The organism is Kaistella jeonii, from assembly GCF_000812865.1.
In the GTDB taxonomy this organism is placed as follows: Bacteria; Bacteroidota; Bacteroidia; order Flavobacteriales; family Weeksellaceae; genus Kaistella; species Kaistella jeonii.
In genome coordinates this window covers 466,493-491,102 of sequence record NZ_JSYL01000001.1, presented here as the reverse complement: position 1 = coordinate 491,102, position 24,610 = coordinate 466,493, and the positions used below count along the sequence as shown (strand labels likewise).

Annotated in this window: 21 protein-coding genes and 1 tRNA gene; 12 read left to right on the top strand and 10 right to left on the bottom strand. The window is 35.2% G+C overall.

Going from position 1 to position 24,610, the window contains the following annotated elements:
* From OA86_RS02135 to OA86_RS02125, 3 genes are all read left to right on the top strand, one after another.
* Positions 1-1,122 carry an alanine racemase gene (locus tag OA86_RS02135; RefSeq protein ID WP_039348024.1) on the top strand — a complete coding sequence of 374 codons (1,122 nt, stop codon included), beginning with the start codon at positions 1-3 and terminating at the stop codon, positions 1,120-1,122.
* Positions 1,123-1,205: 83 nt separating this feature from the next.
* A complete protein-coding gene (locus OA86_RS15165) occupies positions 1,206-2,096 on the top strand; it encodes an AraC family transcriptional regulator (protein ID WP_052257340.1) in 891 nt (296 codons plus the stop codon).
* Positions 2,097-2,113: 17 nt separating this feature from the next.
* On the top strand, positions 2,114-2,308 hold the full coding sequence (locus OA86_RS02125; RefSeq protein WP_039348020.1) for a hypothetical protein: 195 nt from the start codon (positions 2,114-2,116) through the stop codon (positions 2,306-2,308).
* Between the two features lie 70 nt (positions 2,309-2,378).
* Here OA86_RS02125 and OA86_RS02120 read toward each other — a convergent pair whose 3' ends face one another.
* A complete protein-coding gene (locus OA86_RS02120) occupies positions 2,379-3,593 on the bottom strand; it encodes a DUF2254 domain-containing protein (protein WP_039348394.1) in 1,215 nt (404 codons plus the stop codon).
* A 137-nt stretch (positions 3,594-3,730) separates the two neighbouring features.
* Here OA86_RS02120 and OA86_RS02115 point away from each other — a divergent pair, with 137 nt between their 5' ends.
* The 6 genes from OA86_RS02115 (at position 3,731) to OA86_RS02090 (ending at position 10,462) form a co-directional block, all read left to right on the top strand.
* Positions 3,731-3,994, top strand: coding sequence for a SemiSWEET transporter (locus OA86_RS02115; protein ID WP_039348017.1), 264 nt, complete (start codon positions 3,731-3,733; stop codon positions 3,992-3,994).
* Between the two features lie 109 nt (positions 3,995-4,103).
* Positions 4,104-4,562 carry a low affinity iron permease family protein gene (locus OA86_RS02110; RefSeq protein WP_039348013.1) on the top strand — a complete coding sequence of 153 codons (459 nt, stop codon included), beginning with the start codon at positions 4,104-4,106 and terminating at the stop codon, positions 4,560-4,562.
* Between the two features lie 188 nt (positions 4,563-4,750).
* Positions 4,751-7,345, top strand: coding sequence for a tetratricopeptide repeat protein (locus tag OA86_RS15160; protein ID WP_052257338.1), 2,595 nt, complete (start codon positions 4,751-4,753; stop codon positions 7,343-7,345).
* A 14-nt stretch (positions 7,346-7,359) separates the two neighbouring features.
* Positions 7,360-8,016 (top strand): response regulator, encoded by a 657-nt coding sequence (locus tag OA86_RS02100; protein WP_039348010.1) that lies wholly within the window; start codon positions 7,360-7,362, stop codon positions 8,014-8,016.
* A 132-nt stretch (positions 8,017-8,148) separates the two neighbouring features.
* A complete protein-coding gene (locus OA86_RS02095) occupies positions 8,149-8,541 on the top strand; it encodes a response regulator (protein WP_039348006.1) in 393 nt (130 codons plus the stop codon).
* A 139-nt stretch (positions 8,542-8,680) separates the two neighbouring features.
* Positions 8,681-10,462: an FG-GAP-like repeat-containing protein gene (locus OA86_RS02090; protein WP_074781353.1), complete on the top strand. Its 1,782-nt coding sequence runs from the start codon at positions 8,681-8,683 to the stop codon at positions 10,460-10,462.
* Positions 10,463-10,758: 296 nt separating this feature from the next.
* Here OA86_RS02090 and OA86_RS02085 read toward each other — a convergent pair whose 3' ends face one another.
* A complete protein-coding gene (locus tag OA86_RS02085; protein ID WP_039348001.1) occupies positions 10,759-11,520 on the bottom strand; it encodes an XRE family transcriptional regulator in 762 nt (253 codons plus the stop codon).
* A 62-nt stretch (positions 11,521-11,582) separates the two neighbouring features.
* Between OA86_RS02085 and dinB the strand changes: the two genes are divergently transcribed.
* Both dinB and OA86_RS02075 read left to right on the top strand, forming a co-directional pair.
* Positions 11,583-12,734 (top strand): DNA polymerase IV, encoded by a 1,152-nt coding sequence (dinB, locus tag OA86_RS02080; protein ID WP_039347998.1) that lies wholly within the window; start codon positions 11,583-11,585, stop codon positions 12,732-12,734.
* A gap of 500 nt (positions 12,735-13,234) precedes the next feature.
* The gene (locus OA86_RS02075) at positions 13,235-16,294 is read left to right on the top strand and encodes a DNA polymerase III subunit alpha (RefSeq protein ID WP_039347995.1); all 3,060 of its coding nucleotides are present in this window, start codon (positions 13,235-13,237) and stop codon (positions 16,292-16,294) included.
* A gap of 201 nt (positions 16,295-16,495) precedes the next feature.
* On the opposite strand, the gene OA86_RS16155 is transcribed toward OA86_RS02075, so the two are convergent.
* The 5 genes from OA86_RS16155 to OA86_RS02050 all read right to left on the bottom strand — a co-directional run bounded on the left by OA86_RS16155 (position 16,496) and on the right by OA86_RS02050 (position 20,279).
* Complete coding sequence (locus OA86_RS16155; protein ID WP_375600431.1) at positions 16,496-16,585, bottom strand: helix-turn-helix domain-containing protein; 90 nt, start codon at positions 16,583-16,585, stop codon at positions 16,496-16,498.
* Complete coding sequence (locus tag OA86_RS15845) at positions 16,585-16,893, bottom strand: hypothetical protein (RefSeq protein ID WP_198410770.1); 309 nt, start codon at positions 16,891-16,893, stop codon at positions 16,585-16,587. The genes OA86_RS16155 and OA86_RS15845 overlap by 1 nt, the downstream gene beginning before the upstream one ends.
* 41 nt (positions 16,894-16,934) lie before the next feature.
* Complete coding sequence (locus OA86_RS02060; RefSeq protein ID WP_039347988.1) at positions 16,935-17,708, bottom strand: glucose 1-dehydrogenase; 774 nt, start codon at positions 17,706-17,708, stop codon at positions 16,935-16,937.
* A 10-nt stretch (positions 17,709-17,718) separates the two neighbouring features.
* Positions 17,719-18,912, bottom strand: coding sequence for a serine hydrolase domain-containing protein (locus OA86_RS02055; protein ID WP_246008060.1), 1,194 nt, complete (start codon positions 18,910-18,912; stop codon positions 17,719-17,721).
* Between the two features lie 218 nt (positions 18,913-19,130).
* Positions 19,131-20,279 carry a methionine aminotransferase gene (locus OA86_RS02050; RefSeq protein WP_039347985.1) on the bottom strand — a complete coding sequence of 383 codons (1,149 nt, stop codon included), beginning with the start codon at positions 20,277-20,279 and terminating at the stop codon, positions 19,131-19,133.
* Between the two features lie 89 nt (positions 20,280-20,368).
* Here OA86_RS02050 and OA86_RS02045 point away from each other — a divergent pair, with 89 nt between their 5' ends.
* Positions 20,369-21,379 carry a M28 family metallopeptidase gene (locus tag OA86_RS02045; protein WP_039347982.1) on the top strand — a complete coding sequence of 337 codons (1,011 nt, stop codon included), beginning with the start codon at positions 20,369-20,371 and terminating at the stop codon, positions 21,377-21,379.
* A 90-nt stretch (positions 21,380-21,469) separates the two neighbouring features.
* Here OA86_RS02045 and OA86_RS02040 read toward each other — a convergent pair.
* The 3 genes from OA86_RS02040 to OA86_RS02030 all read right to left on the bottom strand — a co-directional run bounded on the left by OA86_RS02040 (position 21,470) and on the right by OA86_RS02030 (position 24,537).
* Positions 21,470-21,541, bottom strand: a tRNA-Arg gene (locus OA86_RS02040).
* 497 nt (positions 21,542-22,038) lie between these two features.
* Positions 22,039-23,523 (bottom strand): cryptochrome/photolyase family protein, encoded by a 1,485-nt coding sequence (locus OA86_RS02035; protein WP_039347977.1) that lies wholly within the window; start codon positions 23,521-23,523, stop codon positions 22,039-22,041.
* 15 nt (positions 23,524-23,538) lie between these two features.
* On the bottom strand, positions 23,539-24,537 hold the full coding sequence (locus tag OA86_RS02030) for an FAD-binding domain-containing protein (RefSeq protein ID WP_246008061.1): 999 nt from the start codon (positions 24,535-24,537) through the stop codon (positions 23,539-23,541).
* Positions 24,538-24,610 lie beyond the last annotated feature (73 nt).

Genomic DNA, 24,610 nt, shown 5'->3' with positions numbered 1-24,610 from the left:
ATGTCATACATTACTTTACATGCAACAAAGCTTCGTCATAATTTCAAAGTACTCGATCAGGTTTTTGCACAAAATAAAATTGAGTGGGCTATTGTTGCCAAATTATTATGTGGAAATGAAAAATTTCTGAAAGTTTTATTAAATCTTTCTGATAAAGAAATTTGCGATTCCAGATTAAGCAATTTAAAAACGATTAAAAAACTTTCTCCAAAAACGCAAACGATCTACATAAAACCACCTGCAAAACGCCTGGCAAAAAGTATTGTCGAATTTGCAGATGTAAGTTTCAATACTGAATTGGCTACTTTGGAACTGCTTTCTGAGGAAGCCGTAAAACAAAATAAAATTCACAAAGTAGTTTTGATGGTTGAAATGGGAGAACTTCGGGAAGGAATTATGGTGCGAAATCTCATGCATTTTTACGATGAAGTTATCGCCTTATCTAATATCGAAGTTGTTGGATTGGGAACCAATTTAAACTGTTTGAACGGTATTTTGCCCGACGAAAGAAAATTGTATAAACTCAACCGTTTCAAAGAGATTATCGAAGAAAATTCCGGGGAGACAATTCCTTATATTTCTGGCGGTTCATCGGTGACAATTCCGTTAATTTTTAAAAATGAAATTCCTTTTGGCATCAATCATTTTCGGATAGGTGAAACCCTGTTTTTTGGGACCAATGTTTATGAGGATTCCTTAATTGCAGGAATGTATCAAGATGTTTTTACCCTCACTGCAGAAATTATAGAAATGCAGGAAAAACCCACGATTCCTTCCGGACTTTCGGGGACCAATTTAACAGGAGAAACACCCATTTTCTCGGATGATGAAAAAGGGAAATTTTCTCTTCGAGCTATTGTAGATGTCGGATTATTAGATATTGATCATAAAGATATTTCGACCATTATCCCGGGAATTGAAATTATCGGCGCCAGTTCTGACATGCTTATTTTAGATTTGGGAGAAAATTCCGAAAATCTGGAAGTTGGTGATACCATTAACTTTAGTATGAATTATATGGCTGTTTTACGAGCGATGAATTCCGATTACGTTGATAAAAAAGTTGAAACTGAAATGGTTCCTTTCGAAATTGGAACTAATGAATATTTGTGTTTGAATTAAAATAAATCACTTTTTATTTTCATCTTTTTACTTATTAAAATAGTTTGTTTTATCTTTATTTAAATATTAAAACAGACTACTTCATGGCAACTTCATTAATCAATGCGATAACAATCAATTCTTTGAAACGTCCTTTTTCTTTTGATGGAGAGTTTGTGGTCTTGACGGTTTCGGATCTTATTTCAGTTTTTTCTGCTCAGAATTCATTTAAGACCAAATTCTATACTTTGTTAATCGTAGAAAGTGGTTCCGGGAATTTAATGATCGATAATGAGGTGTATGAACTGCAGAAAGGCAGCGTTTTCTTTGTCAATTATAACCAGGTTTTTCGTTTTTCTGAAGTAGAAAATTTTAAAGGAGAAGCCGTGCTTTTCACCCGTTCTTTTTACAATTTAATCTACACCGGAAATCGAAAGATAAAAAATGATACGGCTTTTCTGAACTTACCTTCATTAATGGGTTTTTCTAAAAATGATTTGGCCAATTTTAAAACAGGAATTTCAGATATGAAAAAAGAATTCCTGTCACCAAGTCTTTTAAGCAAAGAAATCATTTGTTTATTGCTAAAAGCGTCGATGCTTAAATACATTCGGAAGACCGCGAATGTGGAGTATATCGATTTCAAGACGAATCGCAAAAGTTTATATCTGGAAGATTTCAGGAATTTAGTCGAACTTCATTTTAAAGAATTGAAGAGAACTTCAGATTATTCTCAAAAATTAACGATTTCTGCAAACTATTTGAATGCTTTAATTAAAGAAAAATTAGATATATCTGCAGAAAATTATATACAGAACAGAGTGATTTTAGAAGCGGAAAGATTGCTTCTTAATACCCATTTATCGGTAACCGAAATTTCATTTGAATTGGGTTTTTCCGATAAGTCACACTTTGGGAAATACTTTAAAAAAATCAATCAGGAAAGTCCTAATTATTTTAGAAAGAAATTTAGAAATACAAACAATACCTTTTAACCTTTAAAATTGATACAATGAAATTAACTACAGAAAATGCAGCACCAAAGGAATCTAATTCTTTTTACACAGGCGTAAAGTCGCTGATCGACCGGAAAATTGGTGGAATAAATATTCTTAGCAATCATCAGATTTTGCAGGAAAAAGAAAAATTAAATAACATGAGAAATGGTAAAGTACTAATTTCTCCTCCTGAAAGATTTGACAAATAAAGATGAAAATTATTACTTTATAACATCTACAAGAAAGGGATTAGTTTTGTAGTGAAGAGAGATTCAGAAATCATACTTTTTCAATTTCAATCCTTTCTAACCAAACTTTAAATAAAGATCCAAATTTGTTCTGCAAATCCAAATGTTGAAGTTGCGTAATCATACCCAACAGTTCCGTCTGAATATATTGATCTTTTCTGCCGTAGTTCCAAATCGGTAAAATGCATTTCTCAAAATTCTGGATAAAAGTAGAAGTGGGACGGAAAATTCTTGCGGTTTTTTGATCATCAAACAAAATTTGCGGTAATTCATTGGTCATCTTAAATTGTAAAAGAGAAAAAATGGCATGAGTACTTAAAACCGCAGTCGTGGGATCATTAATTCCAGGGCTTAAAGCTTTCAGTGCGATCTCTGCTAATTGATTGAATCCGTAATCTGCACTTCGATCAATTGGTTGTCCGCTAAAAAAATCTGCCGAATCAGCGATGTTTTTCAAATGGTCTATTGTAATTTCTGCATTACCATAAACACGGATATATGGCGTATCTTCTATAATATAACTGCCTTGTCTGAATATAAAACTAACGAACAAATCATTTTTCTCACAGTAATTCAAAAGTCTTTTTTCATTGAATCCCTGGAAATAATCAGATTTCTGGGCTTTAATTTCAGAATAAGTTAAATGTTCCCAAGTTGGAGAAATTGAACTTATTTTCGCAAAATCTTTTTCCATTGTTGCGAAAGTCTGCTTTTTTACGCGGTCGATAACCGTTTCATATTTTACAGTCTGTGTCACATAATCCAGAAAATAAATAAAGAGAAAAATATCAATAACAGTCAATAATATAAGTAGATAAATACTGAGTGCAGGAACATAAATCCCACTGGAAATATCTCGAATGGTACTCAATAAAAATAAGGCATAAACAATTGTTCCTATATAAATTCCTAAAATAACTTGCTGAAACCGATTCTCAATCATGCTGTTCAAAACACGATTACTCATTTGCGAAGCTGCCTGATTTAGCACAATCATCACCATAGAAAAACTGAAAACGGTGAGAGAAATGATGGCACCTGCAACAGTAGAAATAATGGTTCGTGCGGTTCCTGCATCTTTTAAACTTAGCCAACTAAGTCCGCTTTTCAAATTTTTTCCGAATTCTGAAAAATCCAGAACCAACATTCCCCAAGATAAAGCCAGAAAGCCAACTGCAATGAGAGCAGGGTAGAAGGCAATACTTTCTACCATTTTATTATAGTAAACCCGCGTTAATTTGCTCATGCTCATGCTTTCATTTTTTATACATTAAATATATCACTAAAAATCATTTGTTCAATAAAAATTTCTCGAAGGATCATCTGTTTTATTCTAAAAAATTCCGCTCATTTTTCCTAATTTAGTTTTTCTAATAATTGAATATGGATGAAAATATTTTAGGTCTTGTCGCAGGTGGAATTACCTCAGTTGCAATGTTGCCACAACTCATCAAAGTTTTAAAAGAAAAAGACGTAGAAGATCTTTCCTTATTAATGATTTGTACCTTAATCGTCGGTTTGTCGCTTTGGGTTTGGTACGGTTTCACCAAAAATGAATTGCCAATTATTCTTTCCAATGCTTTTGCTGTTTTAGTGAATATTTGTCTTTTAATAAGTTTTTTGATCTATCGCAAAAAAAGTAAATAACTAAAGAGTAGCAATTATTTCTGTCCTAATAAAGCAATAAATATTTTTTTGAAACAGAATATCTTGGCAAACTTTTTTCTGTGTCGAAATTAATTATAAAAATGTTGAAATGAGTACTAACAAAAATTTCTTTGAAAATTTTGCTAATGCTGCAACTACTTTTACAGGAAGCTATTATGTATTTTTAGGCGCTTTGGCGATTGTTATTATTTGGGCTGCAACAAGTCCCGTTTTTCAGTATTCCGAAACCTGGCAATTGATTATTAATATAGGAACGACCATTATCACTTTTTTAATGGTTTTCTTAATTCAAAAAGCGCAAAATAAAGATTCTAAGGCCATTCAAATTAAGTTGAACGAATTAATTGCCGCCAATAAAACCACGAGCAATAGGATTGTAAATATCGAAAATTTGACCGAAGAAGAACTGGATCGGATTCATAAATATTATGAAAAATTATCTGATGAAGCCGAAGAAGATGCAGATTTACATGCTTCCCACTCCATTGATGCGGCCACAAAAAACCAGGAAGAGAAATCAGAGTATTTTCGGAAAGAGCAGTACTGATCATCTTTATAAACCAAAATAAACAACATTATTTAATCATTTTCCGCAGAGGTTCAAAACAAATTTTATGTTAAAATTTGAGCTTTGAATGTTTTTTATGTAATATTGAAAGATCAATAGTCATTGTGGAAGAACTTATAAAACGTTTTTTATCTCTAATAAAGTTGAAATTTAGTAATTTGGTAGTGATGCTTTTTTTAGTGTTCACCAATTTTTTGTTAGCAAAACCGCTGGCTTCTAGAAATGTGATCGACAGTTTAAAAAAAGAACTCAATCGAAATTCGATTGATAATCTGCAAAAATTTTCAATTTTTAATTCCTTAAGTATTTCTTACAGAAAAGTGTCTCCCGACAGCAGCATGCATTATGCAACAAAAGCTTTGGAACTGGCAAATAAATTGAAGTTGGAGAAAGAAAAAGGAGATGCGCTTCAAAATTTGGGGATCGCATATTTCTATGCAAATGACTTCAAAAAATCTTTAGATTATTTATACCAGTCTTTAAGCATAAGGGAAAAAATGGCAGATTCTGATAAAATTGCTCATACCTTAAACAGTATTGGGAATGTTTACTTTAATCTAAATAATGTTTCGGAAGCTCTTAAATTTTACAAACGATCTTTAGTACTTGCACGCAAGTTAGGCGACCAAAAAAGGGAAGCTTCCATTTTGAATAACATGGGGAGTTTGTACGTTTCTAACAATCGAATTGACACTGCTTATATTATTTTAAATCAATCAGTCGCAATACTTGAAAAGCAGCACGATTCTCCTACACTAAGCAGTTCTTATAACAATTTAGCCCTTTTGTACCGTAAAAACGGAGCGTATGAAAAGTCCTTGAAGTACGATCAAAAAGCCCTGAACATTAATAAAGAAATGGGTCGGAATTGGGAAATCTCTTATGTCTCCAATTCTATTGGTGAAACCTATTTGTTGATGAAAAATTATCAGAAGGCATTTGAATATTTTAGTGAAGGTTTACGTGTTGCTGAAACTTTACAAAATCAAGATATTTTGCTTTTTAGTTATCGGTCGATGACAAAATACTACAATGCGGTAGGAAATCATGCTGAGTTTGATAATTATTTCAATAAATATGAAGCAACCAAAGACGCTATTTTCACTACTCAAAATACGAACTCCATTGCAGAAATGCAGGTTAAATACGAAACGGAGCGAAAGGAAAAAGAAAATGCTTTGCAGAAACTACAGATTACCAAAGAGCGAAGTTTAAAGAACACGTTTATTTATCTCTCCATTCTTGTTTTGGTCGCGGTAGTTATTCTCTTTTTCCGATTCAGGGTGAAGAAAAAACTCAGTTCCAAACTGGAAATTTTAGTTAATGAGAGAACGCATGATCTGCTCTTAAACCAATCGAAACTTACCGAAGCGCAACGTATCGGAAAATCTGGAAGCTGGGATTGGGATTTGGTGCATGATCAATTGAGCTGGTCCCATGAACTTCCCATTATTCTGGGGGGAAAAAACATGGAGATGAATTGGGTTACTATTTTGCGCACTGTTCATGCAGAAGATCGTCCTAAACTCATTGAAATTCTCCGAAAAAAATTTAGTGAGTTGGATTCCCATTTTGTTTTCGATTTTAGAATAGTATCAAATAATACAATAGAAAAATATATTAGCGTGTACGCGGAATTAACGAAAGACAATTCGGGCAAAATAATTTTAGTTCAAGGAAATATTCAGGATGTCACCGAACGAAAACTTGCGGAACTGGCTTTAATTGAAAGTGAAGAGTTATACAGAAAATTAATTAGCGCTTCACCGGACGCTGTTTTCAAAATAAATACGGAGGGATTAATTGTTTTTGCGAGTCAGCAAAGTAAAAAACTTTTTAGGATTTCAGATGAAAGTTTAATTATCGGTACCCATATCAACGAATGGATTGTGAAAACGGATCAATTAAGAGTGATCGAAAATCTCACGTTGAAAAGTTCCGAAAAAAGCAACAGAGATACCGATATACTTTTACAGCGGAAAGATGGAAGCACTTTTTCGGGCGAGCTAAGAACTGCGATCATCAGTGATTCTAACGGAAAATCTACAGGATTAATTGTTGTCGTAAGAAATATCACCGACAGAAAGCAAATGGAGCAGAAAATTTTGCGAAATACCATAGAAACTGAAGAGCGCGAAAGACAACGGTTTTCAGAAGATCTGCATGATGGTTTAGGACCTTTACTATCTACAGCGAAGATTTATTTGGAATTAATTGCTGCTCGAATGGAGAAACCTATTGAACAAAAGGAATTTATAAAAATGACAGATGATCTCCTACTTGAATCCATAAAAAGTACCCGTGAAATTGCAAATAATCTTACGCCAAATTTGTTGAATGATTTTGGACTTATTGAAGCATTAAGCGTATATGTAGATAAGATCAATAAAATGAACACCATTTCTGTAGCCCTCCAAATTGAAGAAAATTTCCCTGATTTACCCAAGCAAACGGAAGTCGCCCTATACAGAATTATTTCAGAATTGATTAATAATACCCTTAAACACGCCTCCGCAAGTAAAATAGAAATTGCACTTTTAAAAACGAATAAAGAAGTGAAAATCACCTATTCTGACAATGGAATTGGGTGCGATATCCAAAAAATACTTTTATCACCTTCGAAAGGTTTGGGCTTATCAAATATCATTTCACGCGTAAAATCTATTAATGGACATTGTAATTTTAAGTCTGTACCTGGACAATATTTCAGAACAAATATAACCTTACCACCTGCTGTAGAAAACGAACAAAGTATAATGTAAACTTTCTTAAAGATATGACAGACATTATTAAAATAATTTTGGTAGATGACCATACGATTTTTTTGAAGGGACTGCGTTTAATGATTAACGAATGCAGTCAGTTTAAAGTCATTGGAGAAGCGACCAACGGGCAGGAATTTCTGCAACTTCTGACCACGATGACTCCAGATCTTGTTTTGATTGATATTAAAATGCCGGTTATGAACGGAGTGGATGCAACAAAAGAAGCGATCCAAAAATATCCCGATTTAAAAATAATGGCGCTCACCATGTTTAGCGACTTGAAATATCTTCGGCTTATGGCAGAAGCTGGAGCGAGTGGATTTATCCTAAAAAGTATCGGTAAATCTGAATTGGAGTTTGCAATAAATAGCTTGAACGGGGGTAAAACTTATTTTTCACCGCAATTACTCGGCGAAATTGCAGAGTTTGATCCTGCGGAATCTTCAGGCATTTTTCTGGAGGATTTAAATGAGCGTCTTACTGAGCGGGAACTTGATGTTTTACAATATATTGTCAATGGTCTATCTACACAGGAAATTGCTGATAAATTATTTATAAGTAAACGAACAGTAGAAGGACATCGTGCTAATCTTATCGCTAAAACTGCTACGCGAAATGTTGTTGATCTCGTAATTTATGCCATCAGAAATAAATTGACGATCGTGTAAAAAAAGATTTCTTAGCTTTTTTTAAGTTTTTTTTCAACAAATATCTGATAAACTTGTTCTTCACATCAGGTATTTTTACGCTGTCTCACATCCACTTTTTACCCTAATTTCATCCTTTATAAAATGAGTTGAATGACAAAAATTGTAATTGTGGACCATCATGCTAGTTTTCGACAGAGCTTGCGTTTAATGTTACAGGAAATTCCGGGACAAATAGAAATTAACGAGATCGATAGCAGCTTTAAATTTATCGATGATCTAAATCTTCTTTCCCCGGATCTGGTGCTTATCGATAGTAGAATATCAGAACGGAATGGAATTGAAACAGCAATAATCGCACTCGCCAAAAAACCAACACTGCGCATTATTATTCTTACAATGTTTAGTGAGAATAAATATGTACAAGAAGCTAAAAATGCTGGTATAAAAGGTTTACTTCCTAAACCACCAAGTCTTAAAGAAATTAAGGATGCTTATCATGCAGTAATGAATGACGGGTTCTATTTTCCTTCCGACTTAAAATAAAAGGGAAAACAGAAACTTTAAAATCACGTAAAAATACGCTTACACAGAGCAAACAAATAAATTAACTTCGCCAGTAAAGATCTAATTAATTATACTTTATGATCTGCTATATTTTATTACCAAATTAAAAAAAAATATTATGAAAAAAAACTCCTTATTTAAGTTTCAGAAAAGTCGCAACGCTCTGTTGTGTGGTATGATGATCAGTTTTTTGTCTGCTTCTTCTTTGAGTGCTCAATATTTTACTAAAATAAACACCGGAACACTGCCAGATACTCGAATTAAAACGTATAGTGCCTCATTTGCCGATTACAACGGCGATGGATTTGATGATGTTTTAATTGTTGGAACTATTGATGGCGGCAGCACTTTATTTGTAAATAATGGCGACGGAACTTTTACCACAAAAACAGATAACGTAATTTATACCACGATCGGACCTTCAATTGCCTGCACTTGGGGAGATTATAACAATGACGGGAATATAGATCTGTTTATTTGTAACAGCGGAAATAGTGGTGCCGCACAATCTGTCAATTTTTTATATCGAAATGATGGAAACGGCGTTTTCACCAGAATAATGGAAGGTGATATTGTAACTGATCAGGATTGGTCTTTGGGCGCAGCTTGGGCAGATTATGACAACGATGGTTTTTTAGATCTTTACGTTGCGAATTTTGAACAGCCAAATCGTTTGTATCACAACAATGGGAACGGAACTTTTACTAAAATTACGACAGGTGCTATTGTTACCGACGACTTTAATACGTACAGCGCTTCCTGGGTTGATTATGACAATGATGGTTTTCAGGATATGTACGTGGTGAATTATTTTAATAATGCTTTGCCGGGTCAAAATAACTGTCTTTATCACAATAACGGCGACGGTACATTCACGAAGAATACGACGTCTCTCATCGCAAATGATGCATCGGCTTCACAAGGAAGTTCCTGGGGAGATTACAATAATGATGGTTTGATGGATCTTTTTATGACGGTGAATGATTTTGCCGATATCAAACATAATTTCCTTTACAAAAATTTGGGCGGTGGGAATTTCGAAGTTGTTAATGCACTTCCGTCTATTGATGGTGGCTCTGGTTTTGGTTCCGCCTGGCTCGACATTAATAACGATGGTTTTTTGGATCTTACTGTTTCAAATAATGGAAGCAGCCAAAAACGTCTGAATAAATTGTACCTCAATAATGGCGATGATACCTTTACCAATCAAGCGACCGATGATGCAACCACGACCCCAATTCGGGATTATTGTTCTACCATTTCTGATTATAATAATGATGGTTATCCCGATATTTTTACGCCTTCTTATTCTACAACAATTGTTCACGGACTTTATAAAAATAATGGCGGTACCAATAATTGGATCAGTTTGCGTTTGCAAGGAGTGCAATCTAACCGTTCCGGGATTGGTGCGCGAGTAGTTTGTTATGCGAATGGAAAAGTTCAAACGCGACAGGTTTCTTCCGCTTCAGGTGAATATACCGGTAGTACGCTCGTTCAAACTTTTGGTCTTGGAACCGCAACTGCGATTGATAAAATTGAAATTTTTTGGCCTTCAGGAATTAAACAAACAATTACCAATCCTGCGAAGAATCAGATCTACAATATTGTAGAGGCTGCTACTTTAGCAACTACGGAAAATACAAATTCAAAATCTCTTTCAATTTATCCAAACCCTGCAAAATCTGATGGAAATGTAAATGTTAAATCGATGAAAAGTGGGAACTATGATTTAATCGTAACCAATTATGTTGGTCAACGAATTAAAAGCCTGAAAATTAATTTAGAAAGTGGAAAAAGTAAATTAGTGAACCTTGGATTATTAGCACCTGGAGTTTATATCATTTCTGCTGCCAATAACACTGACAAAACTTCCCAGAAATTGATCATCACAAAATAGTAGTTTTAAATTATTTTTGAAGTATAGTAAATTATAAATTTCACACCAATTAACCTCTCAAATCATATTGAATTTGGGAGGTTTTTTATTTAAAATTTACACACCAATTATCCGTGAAATTAGTGTAAAAAATTAGTACAATTTGTGTTAAAAAAACTATCAAATCTCCTACCAAAACTCTAATCTTAAGCCACGAATTAACGAATTTCCATCCACCTTAATTTCCCGCAGGAAAACTTAACCTATCTCAAAACCTTCATCATCTTAATGTTGAAAAATTCTAAAAGTTAAGTTTCTTATTTTCTCTTTATCAAATCAATCTCCTTCTTCAAACTCAAAAACATCTCCTTCACCGTCATCATATCCAAAGTCTCCGTCTCAAATTCTACCGTATTAATACTACAGGAATATTCCCAAATTTCCACCAGATCCGATAGTTTAATATCATAAGGTTTATACAGCGGATTATCCGAACTCACGGTAATATTTCTCGAAGTTTTCTTTTCAAATCTTTTATAAACAACACCTTCATTTTGAGTGATAAAAATATAAGTTTTATTGCTTTTCAGATCATTCACATTTTCCACATATTTCCCCACGATGTATGTTCCATTTTTAAAAGGCGGCATCGAATCTCCACTTGCGGGAAAAGCCCGAAACTTTCCGTTTCTCAAAAAAGGCAAAGAAATGGTTTGCAACTTTTCAATATATTCCGGATCGCTGTATCCTTGAAGATAACCCATTTGTGCTTTTTCCGGAATAATTTCTATCTTATTTTCCCCTTTTTCATCCACCATGATCGGAAGAATAACGCGGTTATCGGGAAGCTTCATCATCTTGTCTAAGGAATATTTTCGCACATCCATTCCCACGAGTAAATCGATACTTACCCGATAATATTTAGACATTCGGATCAGGATTTCAATCGGCGGTTCTGTGGCGCCATCTTCATATTTCGCATACCGACCGCGGGTGATTAAAAGATCGTCGGCGGTTTTTTGTTGCGCGTATTTTTGCTGAGCTCTCAAATACCGCATGTTTTCTGATAAAATTGACATTGCTATAAATTATATCAACAAAGGTACAAAAAATTGATATAAATCGTACTAAGTTTGTACCTATGAATCGAGCAATTGCACATATGGATCTGGACACTTTTTTTGTGTCATGTGAAAGGTTACAGGAATCAAAACTGAACGGAATTCCCGTCATCATAGGAGGTGGCGATCGTGGAGTAGTAGCGTCTTGCTCCTATGAAGCACGTTATTTTGGCGTGCGTTCTGCGATGCCTATTAAGATGGCTTTAAGGTTATGTCCTGAAGCAAAAGTGATCCGTGGCGACTATGAACGTTACTCCAAATTTTCAAAAGAAGTCACCGAAATTATTCAGGAAAAAGTTCCCGTTTTAGAAAAAGCCAGCATCGATGAATTTTATATGGATCTTTCAGGAATGGATCAGTTTTTTGGATGTTATCAATGGACCAAAGAAATTGCAGATTCCGTCACGAAAAATACAGGATTACCAATCAGTTTCGCTTTATCCACGAATAAGACGGTTTCCAAAATAGGAACCGGAGAATCGAAACCTGTTGGAAGATTAGATATTCCGGCTCAAAATATAAAACCTTTCCTAAATCCCTTGTCGGTGCGCAAAATTCCAATGGTTGGCGACGTAACTTTTCAATTACTTTCCCGCGTCGGAATTCGAACCATTCAGACTTTATCCGAAATGCCTGTTTTAGTTTTACAGCAAATAATTGGTAAAAATGGGGGCGAACTTTGGAAAAAAGCTAACGGAATTGATTTAACTCCGGTTGTTCCTTATTCCGAAAGAAAATCACTCTCCAGCGAACATACTTTTACGAATGACACAATGGATATTTTTGAATTGAAAAGATTAATTTCTGCGATGGCAGAATCGTTGGCTTATCAACTTAGAAAAGAAAAATGGCTGACTTCCACCGTTGTTTTAAAAATAAGATATGCCAATTTCGATACTGAAACTAAACAGTGTAAAATCTCTTATACTTCTATTGATCACACTTTGGCAAGAGTTGCTTTAGATTTATTCGAGAAACTCTACACGCGAAGAATGCGATTGCGATTGGTCGGTTTACGGTTTACGAATCTCGTTCACGGAACCTATCAAATGAATTTATTTGAAGACAGCGAAGAACTGATGAATCTTTACCAAGCCATGGATCGCATGAAAAACCGCTTCGGCAAAAATGCTTTGGGACGGGCGTCGGGATTTGAGTTGGTTTGTATTTAACCACAAATCAAAGATTCACTGATTCCATCAAAAAACAATAAATAAGAGAAGTAAAAGTCACAAAAGTTTTCTTACTTTTTTTAAATGCTCAAAAGTCCAAAAAAGGTGATTTTACAATTTCTGAAGAGGTCTTTGTGATTATGAAGTATTTTTCTCCGACTTAGGAAACGGAGCCGTTAAAAAAATTAGAATTTGAGCCGTTAAAAAACTTCCAGTGTTTGAAGCGCGCCAGAATTTTAAGTCTAAAAAAACAATCTTGATTCGCGCGAGTTTGGAAGTTTAGGATTAAATTCTAATTTTTAGGTGAGTTTCCAGTCTTGAACTTTTGGTTCAAGACAAAAGAATGAAGAAGAATAATATAGTTATGCTCTAAATTCTCACTTAGAATTCATTTTTTAAAATCTCTTGTGATTATATTTTTAATGACAATCTGTTTTAAACACTTGAATTATTTCATCTAAAATCTAAAATCTAAAATCTAAAATTCATAATTAATAATCGTGTTCCTCAATTCCCACACTTTCCACAGCTTACGTTACGGCACTTTATCGGTTGAAGAACTCGTGAATCAAGCAGTCGATTCCGGCGCAAAAGAATTGGTGTTAACTGATATCAATACCGTTACAGCGATTTATGATTTTAAAAAAGAATGTGAAAAATTTGACATCAAACCCATTGTCGGCGTAGAAATCCGCAAAGAAAATCAACTCCTATATATTACGATCGCAAAAGACGAAACCGGAATTGCCGAGATCAACCGTTTGCTCACGAATCATAATTGTGATGGCGCAGAACTTCCACAGGTTTCTCCTGATTTTGAGAAAGTTTTTGTGATTTATCCGCTTCAAAATATTCCGGAAATTTTAAAGGAGAACGAATTTATCGGAATTCGGGCAGAAGAATTGAATCTTTTAATAAGACCGGAATGGAAGAGATTTTCAGATAAAATGGTCATTTTGCATCCGATTACTTTTAAAACAAAAAAGGAGTTTAATCTTCATAAAATTTTAAGGACGATCGATCAGAATACTTTAATTTCAAAACTCTCGGAAAAAGATTGCTGTTATCCAAATGAAATTTTTCAGTCTGTCGAAACTATTTTAGAGAAGTTTAAAAGATATCCGATAATCATTGAAAATACTCAATTTATTTTAGATGAATGTTCTTTCAATTTTGATTTTAAAACGCCTAAAAATAAAATCCATTTTACGCGAAATAAAAAAAATGACGATGCGCTTTTAAGGAAATTCGCCTACGATGGCTTGGAAAAAAGATATCCGGAAAAATCAAAAGAGGTCATTGATCGCATTGAAAAAGAATTAAAAGTAATTACCGATCTGAACTTTTCGGGCTATTTTTTGATCACTTTAGATATTGTAAAATACAGCATGAGTCGTGGTTTTCTGCATGTAGGACGGGGAAGTGGCGCCAATAGTATCGTGAGTTATTTGCTCGGAATTACAGAAATTTGTCCCATCGAACTCAATCTTTATTTTGAGCGTTTCCTCAATAAAAACCGAAATAATCCGCCCGATTTTGATATTGACTGGAGTTGGCGCGAACGGGACGAAATTTTGAAATATATTTTTGAACGCTACGGAAGAGAGCATGTCGCTTTTTGTGGAACCAATGTCGAATTTAAGTATCGCTCCATCTTTCGGGAAGTTGGGAAAGCTTTTGGTTTACCCAAAGAAGAACTCGATGTTCTGGCGAAAAATCCCATGGCAACGCACGATGATAATAAAGTCGTGAAACTCGTCCAAAAATACGGAATGTTGCTGGAGAAATTCCCGAATCAACGCAGTATGCATTCTTGTGGAATCATTATTTCCCAGGAACCGATCACCAATTATACCGCTTTGGAAATGCCACCAAAAGGTTTTCCGATTGTACAATTTGATATGAATGTTGCGGAAGATATTGGCTTTGAAAAGTTTGATATTCTGTCTCAGCGCGGATTAGGAACGATCAAGGACACTTTGGAACTCGTAAAGAAAAATCAGGGAATTACGATTGATATTCATAAAACCACCGTTTTTAAAAATGATAAAAATTGTAACGATTTTCTAAGCAAGGGAAAAACAATCGGGTGTTTTTATATTGAAAGTCCGGCAATGCGTGGATTATTGCGGCGTTTGAAATGCGAAGATTACAAAACTTTGGTGGCGGCTTCTTCCATTATTCGTCCGGGTGTGGCGAAAAGTGGTATGATGAAGGAATATATTTTCCGTCATAATAATCCGACGAAGTTTGAATATTTTCATGATGTTTTTAAAGAGCAACTCGGGGAAACTTACGGAATTATGGTTTATCAGGAAGATGTTATTAAAATTGCCTTGCATTTCGGAGGTGTTTCTGCAGATGATGGCGATGTGTTGCGACGGGCGATGAGTGGAAAAAGTCGGTCGATTCAAAAGCTCCAAGAAGTTCGAGAACATTTTTTCGAATCTTGTTCCCGACAAGGACATCCGGAACAATTATCCAAAGAAGTATATCGACAGATTGAATCTTTTGCGGGTTATTCATTTTGTAAAGCACATTCCGCGTCTTATGCCGTAGAAAGTTATCAAAGTTTGTACTTAAAGGTCTATTATCCGATTGAATTTATGGTTTCTGCCATAAATAATGGCGGTGGTTTTTACCGGACAGAAGTGTATGTGCACGAATGCAGAATGGGCGGTGGAAAAATTCATAATCCGTGCGTCAATAAAGGTTTATTTGAAACGACGGTTTATGGGGAAGATGTTTTTTTAGGCTTTATGCATATTGAAAAACTCGAAAGCAGAATTGCCAATTTTATTCCGGAAGAAAGAAGAAAAAATGGAGATTATACTTCTTTAGAAAACTTTATCAAACGTGTTCCGGTCGGAATTGAAACGTTGCAAACTTTGATTTTTGTTGGTGCTTTTCGTTTTACGGGCAAACCTAAAAATGAACTTTTGATTGAAGCGCGATTGCTCATGATCCATTTCAAACCTGAATATCGATTACCGACTTTTTTTGAAACTCCCGTTCAGGAATATCAACTTCCTGTGTTGAAAAGAAACCGGTTTGAAGATGCTTTTGATGAAATAGAAATTCTCGGATTTTGCGTTTCCTGCAGTCCTTTTGATTTGTTGCAGACGAAATATCGCAGTATCATAATGGCAAGACATTTACCGCGGCATCATAAACGACAGGTGAGAATGTTGGCCTATTTAATTTCAAGAAAACACGTTCCAACCAAGAAAGGAACCATGTTTTTCGGAACTTGGATTGATTCAGAAGGAAACTTTTTCGACACCGCTCATTTTCCGGATAATTTACAGAAGTATCCTTTCCAAGGCGGTGGTTGTTATTTGTTGTTGGGAATGGTGGAAGTTGATTTTCATTTCCCCACGATCACGATTTTCAAGATGGCAAAAATGCCTTTTATTCCAGATCCAAGATATGCGGAAGATCAGCAGAAAAGTTATGAAGTCCACAAAAAAATAAATGAAGATGTGAGTATGACGACGAGAAATCCTTATCCGCAGGAACATGAGATTGGTTTGCCGCGGAATAAAATGGTGGTGAAGTAGAATTTTTAACGCAAAGACGTGAAGGTTTTGGAAAAAAATGACTCTTTAAATTACGGACGCAAAGGCGTTTCACTTAGCAAAGAGAATTTCTAGTTTGTTAAAAAAGATTAGTTATTACTGAATGGTCGAGTTGATTTTTCGTCCACATCCCATTTCAATTAATTTGTAAAGTGTTGAAAGTTGAATGTCGCTGTGTCGGTTTTAGATTCTTGAAATAAAACTTTTTTTAGCTCCAATTTTGTCCGCAAGTTGTTTCTGGGTCATGTTTGCTAATTTTCTTTCTTCTTTAATTAACTCCCAATTGCAAAAGATTTGGCTTTAATTTCAAAGTTAGTTCTTGCTTCTGTATCTATTTTGCCGTGTCTTTTGTCAAGATGTTCAGCGAAAGTCTTGATGTTTTTATTTTTCGTTTCCATCTTTAATTTCTCTACCTTGTTTAATTCTTTCCATAAAACCAAACTACTAAAAAATGTGCAGTGGAAATCGAACATTCTATTATCAATTTTAAAATCCCATCTGCAGCCCGCCGCGGCGGAAGCGGGAACGGAAGGCGGAAATGTCTGCCATAAAAAACCAGCAAAGAAAACTTCACTGGTCAATTATATTTTCGAAATTTTATCTAAAATCTAAAATCTAAAATCTAATCCAAAGTCTGACTTCCGCCACCATTCACAAATAAAACCTGTCCGCTCACCCAACTGGAAACCGGGGAAGCGAAATAAAGTACGGCTCCTGCGATGTCATCAGCTTCGCCCAAACGTTGTAAAGGCGTATGAGCCAACATGGTTTTTTCAATTTCCGGAGTTAAAACCGTGGACAAAGCATGCGTACGAACTGCACCTGGACCAATCGCATTTACGCGGATATGTGGACCATAATCGAAGGCTAAATTTTTGGTCATGTGATTTACGGCAGCTTTTGAAGATGCATACGCGCTGATTGCCGGACTTGTATTAATACTCGCCATTGAGGACATATTGATGATGCTTCCATAACCGGATTCAATCATGTGCGGCGCGACCAACTGACACAATCGCCACATGCTGAAAACGTTCATTTCAAATACTTTTTTAAACTGCGCGACTTCGATTTTTGTTGGATCTTCTTGTCCGGCTCCGCCACCGCCGACGTTGTTCACTAAAATATTGAGATTTCCATAATGTTTTACAGATTCATCAACCAGGCGAACGAGGGCTTCATCTTTGGTGACATCACAATCGATGGCGATGGCTGAACCACCGTCTTTTTCTATTTCCTGCGCGACTTCTTTTGCGGCATCTAAATTATAGTCAGACACGACAACGTTGGCTCCGAACGCGGCGAGCATTTTACAGCTGGCTTTTCCGATTCCGTTTCCACCGCCGGTTACGATGGCGGTTTTTCCTTTTAAATCAAACAATGTGGAAGTATTCATATTTTTAAATTTATTTTTTATTCATTAAATAGTCTGCTATTTTTTCATAAGCGGGCAATGACCATGGATCATTGGCACTGTTATCGGCAGTGGGCTGCGACGCCATTCTTACAATCACCATTTCAGCTTTTGGATCGATATAAATCGTTTGTCCATAAACGCCACGCGCGGCAAAAGCACCGTGGGAATTCTCGGTCATCCACCACATATTTCGGTAAGACCAACCTTTTAATAATGGATGTCCGGATTTTTCAAAAGCAATTTTGTTGCCGCCTTTTTCAATATCTTCAACTGCTGGAGCGGGGAAAAGTTGCTGACCATTAAAATTTCCTTTATTTCTGATGAGTTCACCAAAACGTGCGAGATCTCGCAATCCGGCATTAAATCCACCGCCTGCAAAAGGAATTCCTAAAGCATCCACCTGATAATAAGCAGATTGTTCCATTCCGAGTTTTGACCAGATCTTTGCTGATAATAATTCTGCGACTGATTTTCCCGTGACTTTAGAAATGATCCAGCCTAAAGCATCGGCGTTGACAGTTTTGTAGCCGAAGATTTCACCGTGAGTTCCCTGTTTTTTAACGGTTTCTAAATAAGCATAATATCCGATCGGACCTTTATAATCTTTCGGTTTTGGTAAAGGATTTCCGGCGGCAGAAAAATCCCAGATCTCGGCTTTTGGATTGGCGTATTCTTCGCTGTACTTTAAAGCGGTCGTCATGTCCATCACCTGTCGAACGGTCGCGTCGGCGAAGGCAGAATTCTTTAATTCAGGAACATATTCGACTACTTTTTTATTTTCATCAAGCAAACCTTCAGCAACTAAAATCGATGCTAAAGTTCCGGTGAATGATTTGGTGAGGGACATAACAGCGTGCACTTTATCTTCTTTTAAAGCACCGAAATATTTTTCATAAACGATATTTCCTTTATGTAAAATTAAAATTCCATCTACATAATTCTTTTGAAGAGAAGCTTCCCAAGACATCTTTTGTTTTTCGCCCAAAGGAAGAAATTCCAGCGCATCGATGTTTTTATCCAATTGATAAGTTAAAGGTTTCGGCGCATCTAAACCACGGGAAACTTCAACGGTTGGCATGAGTTCCCGCATGTGAACAACGCTCCAGCGAATGGCGGGGAAATTGAAAAAGGAACCGTCGGCGGCGTTGAGAATTTTATCTTTTGGTGGTGGAAAACCTTGCATCTAACCTAATTTTATAGGATCGCTTTCCTGTGCAGTGAGCACTGTTTTTTTAGTTTGAGCAATTGAAGAGATTGACATAAAACAGATTAAGGAGGTTACAATTATTTTCTTGGGAATTATTGAAAAAGGTCTGGTTTTAATCATCGTTTAATTTTATTAAAGTTAATCAATAAGAAATTTCTGGCGCAGAATTTCCTCAATTGTTTGAATCTGTTTTCTCAATAATTGAGATGCTCTTTTAAATTTTGGATGGCTTTTAAAATAGTTTCCTCTTTTTTCGCAAAACAAAATCTCACGTTTCCTGTACTTTTTTGATCATGATAAAAGGCAGAAACCGGAATGGTCGCGACTTTCGCTTTTTCCGTCAGCCAAACAGCAAAGTCTTTATCAGAAAGGTCAGAAATATTTTTAAAATTGAGAATTTGAAAATATCCAGCTTCGGCTTTTTCATTTAAAGTAAATGGCAAATTTTGAAATTCATTGAGGAAGAAATCTCTTTTTTCCTGCATCAATTTGATGTTAACATTTCGATCAAAAACTTCCAGATATTTTGCTAAAGCATATTGAGCCGGAGCATTTACGCTAAAAGCGAGATATTGATGAACGCGTCGATAGGCTTCAGAAAGTTCGGGAGAAGCTAAAATGTAACCGACTTTCCAGCCTGTGATATGGAACATTTTGCCAAAAGAAAAAATACTGAAACACCTTTCCCGAAGTTTTGGATGATGAAAAGCACTGTAAAATTCTCTGTCATCGTAAGTTAGAATATCATAAACTTCATCTGAAATGATGATGATTTCGGTGTCTTCGATGATGTTGGATAGTTTTTCCCAATCTTCTTTTTTCCAGATCTTGCCCGAAGGATTATGAGGTGAATTGATGATAATGGCTTTTGATTTCTCAGCAATGGCTTGTTTCAAAGCTTCAAAATCTACTTTAAAATCATCATTAAGACTTACGAAAACTGATTTTCCACCATTCATTTCAATGGCGGGAACATAAGAATCATAATTGGGTTCGAGAACAATTACTTCATCGCCAAAACTAATTATAGAAGCTAATGCCGTGTAAATTCCATACGTCGCACCAGGAGAAATAGTAATATTTTCTTTTGTGATAGAAATTGGAATTGTTCTCTGCTTATTAAATTCAATAAGGTTTTCAATGAGTAGGGGATTTCCCGGCATCGGTGCATATTGATTGAAGTTTTTTTCTGTTCCTTCACACAATAGTTTTTTCAAACGGTTATCAATTTCGTAATCAGGAAATCCTTGAGAAAGATTTACAGCCTCCTGTTTTTGAGCGAGTATAGTCATTTCAGAAAAGATTGTACTGCCGGAATCAGAATGCTTTTTGGGAAGAAACATATTTTACTTTTTATCAAAATTACTGAAAAATCCGATGGACTTATCCTAAAAATTAAACTTATCTTTAGACTTCAAAAATTGATTAATACATGAAAAATTCAAAGTTTCTAATACCCATTATTGCGTTTGCTTTGCTACAAAGTTGTGCGGCTAATCTATCTTATTCAGGTTCTCCCTTTAAAAAATCCTACGAATCAATTACTTCTGCTGATTTAAAAACCAATCTTTATGTCGTAGCGTCAGATGAAATGGAAGGACGAAATACTGGAAGTGAAGGTCAGAAAAAAGCTGGTCGTTATTTGATTGAACAGTATCAAAAAATGGGAGTTTCCCATCCAAAATCAATGAATTCTTATTATCAAATTGTTCCGAAAGAAGCTTTGATGGGAAGACGTGGAAACTTACACGAATCTGAGAATATTTTAGCCTTCATCGAAGGTTCAGAAAAACCGGAAGAAGTAATTGTGATTTCTGCGCATTATGATCATCTCGGAATGAAAGATGGTCAAATTTACAACGGAGCCGATGACGACGGAGGTGGAACAGTTGCCGTTCTGGAAATTGCAAAAGCTTTTCAAATGGCGAAAAAATCTGGAAATGGACCCAAACGTTCGATCTTATTTTTACATGTTACGGGAGAAGAACACGGACTTTTAGGTTCCAAATATTATTCAGAAAACCCTGTTTTTCCTATGGCAAATACGGTGGTAGATCTGAATATCGATATGATCGGAAGATGCGATCCAGCGAATTGCGGAAAAGATTATGTTTACGTAATTGGTTCAGAAATGTTGAGTAAAGAATTAAAAAAGATCAATGTTGCAGCGAATGATACCACGACGAAATTAGAACTCAATTACAAATATGACGATCCTAATGACACAGAAAGATTGTATTACCGTTCAGATCATTACAATTTTGCAAAAAATGGAGTGCCAGTTGCCTTTTACTTTGACGGCATTCACGCCGATTATCACAAACCAAGTGACACTCCAGATAAAATTGATTATGTTGCTTTACAAAAACGTACCCAATTGGTTTTTGCGACTGCCTGGGAATTGGCGAATAGAAAAGACCGAATTGTAGTGGATAAGAAATAAAATAGCCAAGGCAAAAGTTAAAATAGCCAGGTGGAAAGTAAAAGAGCGAAACAGGTTTCTTTTTACTTTTTACCTGGCTCTTTGTTTTAGTAGCTTCACCGGGAATCGAACCCGGATCTAAAGTTTAGGAAACTCTTATTCTATCCGTTGAACTATGAAGCCGCAAGTGCACCAAATTTAAGGATTTTTAGGCAGTGCTAAAAAAAAGAATCCACTCTTTAGAAGTGGATTCAGTAGATAAGAAGATCTCATTTTTTAGTTAGATACCAAGAAAAAAGAGAAGCCGACGGTGCTTCTCTTAACTTTTTATATTAAGTAATAAATTTAAATCCGAAGAAAAGAAAATGGTTTTCATTTCATTTTTAATTCGAAGTAAAAATAATAATTATTTCAATACGGAATGTGAATTTAATGTTAAAATTAACAGCTTACTAACATTTTTTTGTGGATAAGTGATTGATTATGACCATTGTTAGCGATATTTACTGAAAATGAAAATAGATTTCTTCTATTATCCAAAAAAACGAAAATATTATTCTGGTCCCGATTTACGTGGAAATCCTTTTTGTTTTGGCGAAAGACAAAACAAAAAAATTGTAACAGAAAGCGGGTGGAATCTTTGGAAGAGAAAATAATTTTCTAACACCTTAAAAGGAAAATTACAGAGCATCTAAGCTTTTCAGAAAATCATTCGCATGCTTTAAATGAGCTTCTTTTTTTTCAGGATCCATTTTTTGAAAGGAATAATGCATCATTGAAACGCGTGGATTTTTTTTGAAAAATTCTTCCTGCGTTCCCACAAATCGCCAAAATAGTCCGTCCCAAATTTTTTCCCAGTCGCCCGTAGAATAATCACTCATTTTTTTGATGTAATTGGAGCCGCTCAAATAAGGTTTCGTGGCGAAAGTTCCACCGTCTGCGAACTGACTCATGCCATAAATGTTGGGAACCATGACCCAATCGTAAGCATCGATGAAGAGTTCCATGAACCACTTATAGATTTCTTTTGGATCAAATTCGCAGAGCAACATGAAGTTTCCGAGGATCATCAAACGTTCGATGTGATGGCAATAAGCATTTTTCAAAACTTTCTTTATGGTTTCATCGATGGGCGGAATTCCGGTCGTTCCATCATAGAAACTCTTTGGAATTTTTCTTTTGAAGTTGAAGAAATTCTGAGTTCGGGAAAACCGACTTTTGTAAAGATACATTCCGTGCATAAATTCTCGCCAACCGATGATCTGGCGAATAAAACCTTCCAAAGAATTGAGGGGAATTTTATTTTTCTCCGCAAAAATCAGCGTTTGATTAATGACTTCAACAGGTTTTAAAAGTCCGGAATTGAGGAGCGGAGAAAGCACGCTGTGATTCAGAAATGCTTCTTTTTCTACAATGGAATCTTCATAAATTCCAAAATCCTGAAAGCGGTAATCAAAAAACTGATTCAGCCAGTTTTGAGATTCTTCATGAGTGATTGGGTAGAGCGGATTTTCTGAAAGTTCCCCGGGATTATTTTCAAAATTTTCTTCGGTGTATTTTATAGCTTCCTTCCAGAATTCTGAAGATTCAGGAAAAAGAATGGAAGGTGGAGTTTTGGTTTTTGGATATTTCTTCCGATTATCAACGTCGAAAGTCCATTTTTCACCTTCGGGTTTTCCGTCTTCGGTCATTAAAATATTCAGTCGAATTCTTTCCTGCTTATAAAATGCGGTTTGAAAGTAAAACTTTTTTTCTGTGTTAAAGAATTCGGCTAAATTACTTTTGTCATTAATGAATTGTGGCGAGTCGAGAATATTCAGTTTGATGTTTTCGCAAACTTTCTTTAATCTTCGTTCCAGCCAATCATCGCTTGGAGAAACAACATTGATTTCTGTGATCTTTTTTTTATCAACTTCAACATGAAAATTTCTCATGTCAGATAATTCGTCATCACTTTCAATGTAAATTACTTTCGCCCCTTTCTCTTCTAAGTAAGTTTGAAAAAAATTCATGGAGGCTCGATGGAATGCGATTTTCTGCTTATGAAATTTGAATTTTTTGAAAAATAAATACTCTTCAATTAAGTAAATATCACCACCATTTTCAAGCAAAGGATGATTTTCAAATAATTGATTGGGGAAAATGAGATTCACGGATTTAGACATAAATTTAGAAGTTGTTTATCTGGTTTCAAATTCCTTTTGCAATTCTTTTTTGATTTTTTTCCAGTAGTTGAAAAAGGAGGGGAAACTTCCCTCTAAAGTTGAAAGTGATTTGCGATTTTCCTTTGTTCCTAAATAATGCAAATTTGTTGGATGTTCTTTGTAATAAAGATTTTCAGTAGAAACAATTGCATTCAGGTCTGCGAATTCTCCAACGAAAACTTTAAGATCAGGAATGTTTTTAGATATATCTAAAGCGAAATTCAGAACTTTTTTAGAAACAGGATATTTTTCAAAAAAGGAAGGTTCAAGAAGTAGAACGTGCTGATTATTTTCTCCGCTTTTCCAATTTAGATCAAAATTATAATGATTAAATATCAATGCTTTTTCATTTTCAATGTCGTCACTTTTTAAAAAATCCAAGGAAGTTTCTAAATTGAATTTCTCAATTTCTTTTAAAATTTCGGGCGTTTTTAAAGTTTCAAATTCTGAATAATCAACATCAAGAAAGGTATTTTTCTGAGTTCCTCCAAAATATTTATTAAGATTATCCTGATTCGCAAAATACTTTTTATTAGAAAAGCTACCCGCGACCCATTGCCAACTTAAATGATTGCTCGCTAAATCTCCGTCAAGCAAATTACTATAAAGCCATTTCGCAGGTTCCGACCAATGACAATGCGCAATATTACAACAAACAGAGGCCAAATACATTCGTAAATGATTATGAAGATATCCGGTTTTATAAAGGGTTTTCACGGCTTCATCTAAAATTTTAATTCCAGTTTCCCCTTTTAAGATCGCAGTTGGAATTCCGTGATTTTCTAGATTTTCCTGCGGTTGTTTTAGGTCAGAAAAAATTTCATTTTCTTTTTCTTTCCAGACATTTTGAAAAAAATCGCGCCAAGCTAATTCCTGAACTAACCTTTCGATCTGGAACCATTCTAAATTTAAAGTTTTTAAATGTTCAAAAACATCTCTTGTAGTAATAACACCACGGGAAATGTAAGGACTCAATTTGGTGACTGCCCCGTTTCTAAAATTTCTGGTGATGCCATATTGAATGGGATCAATTTCTTGAATACGTTGC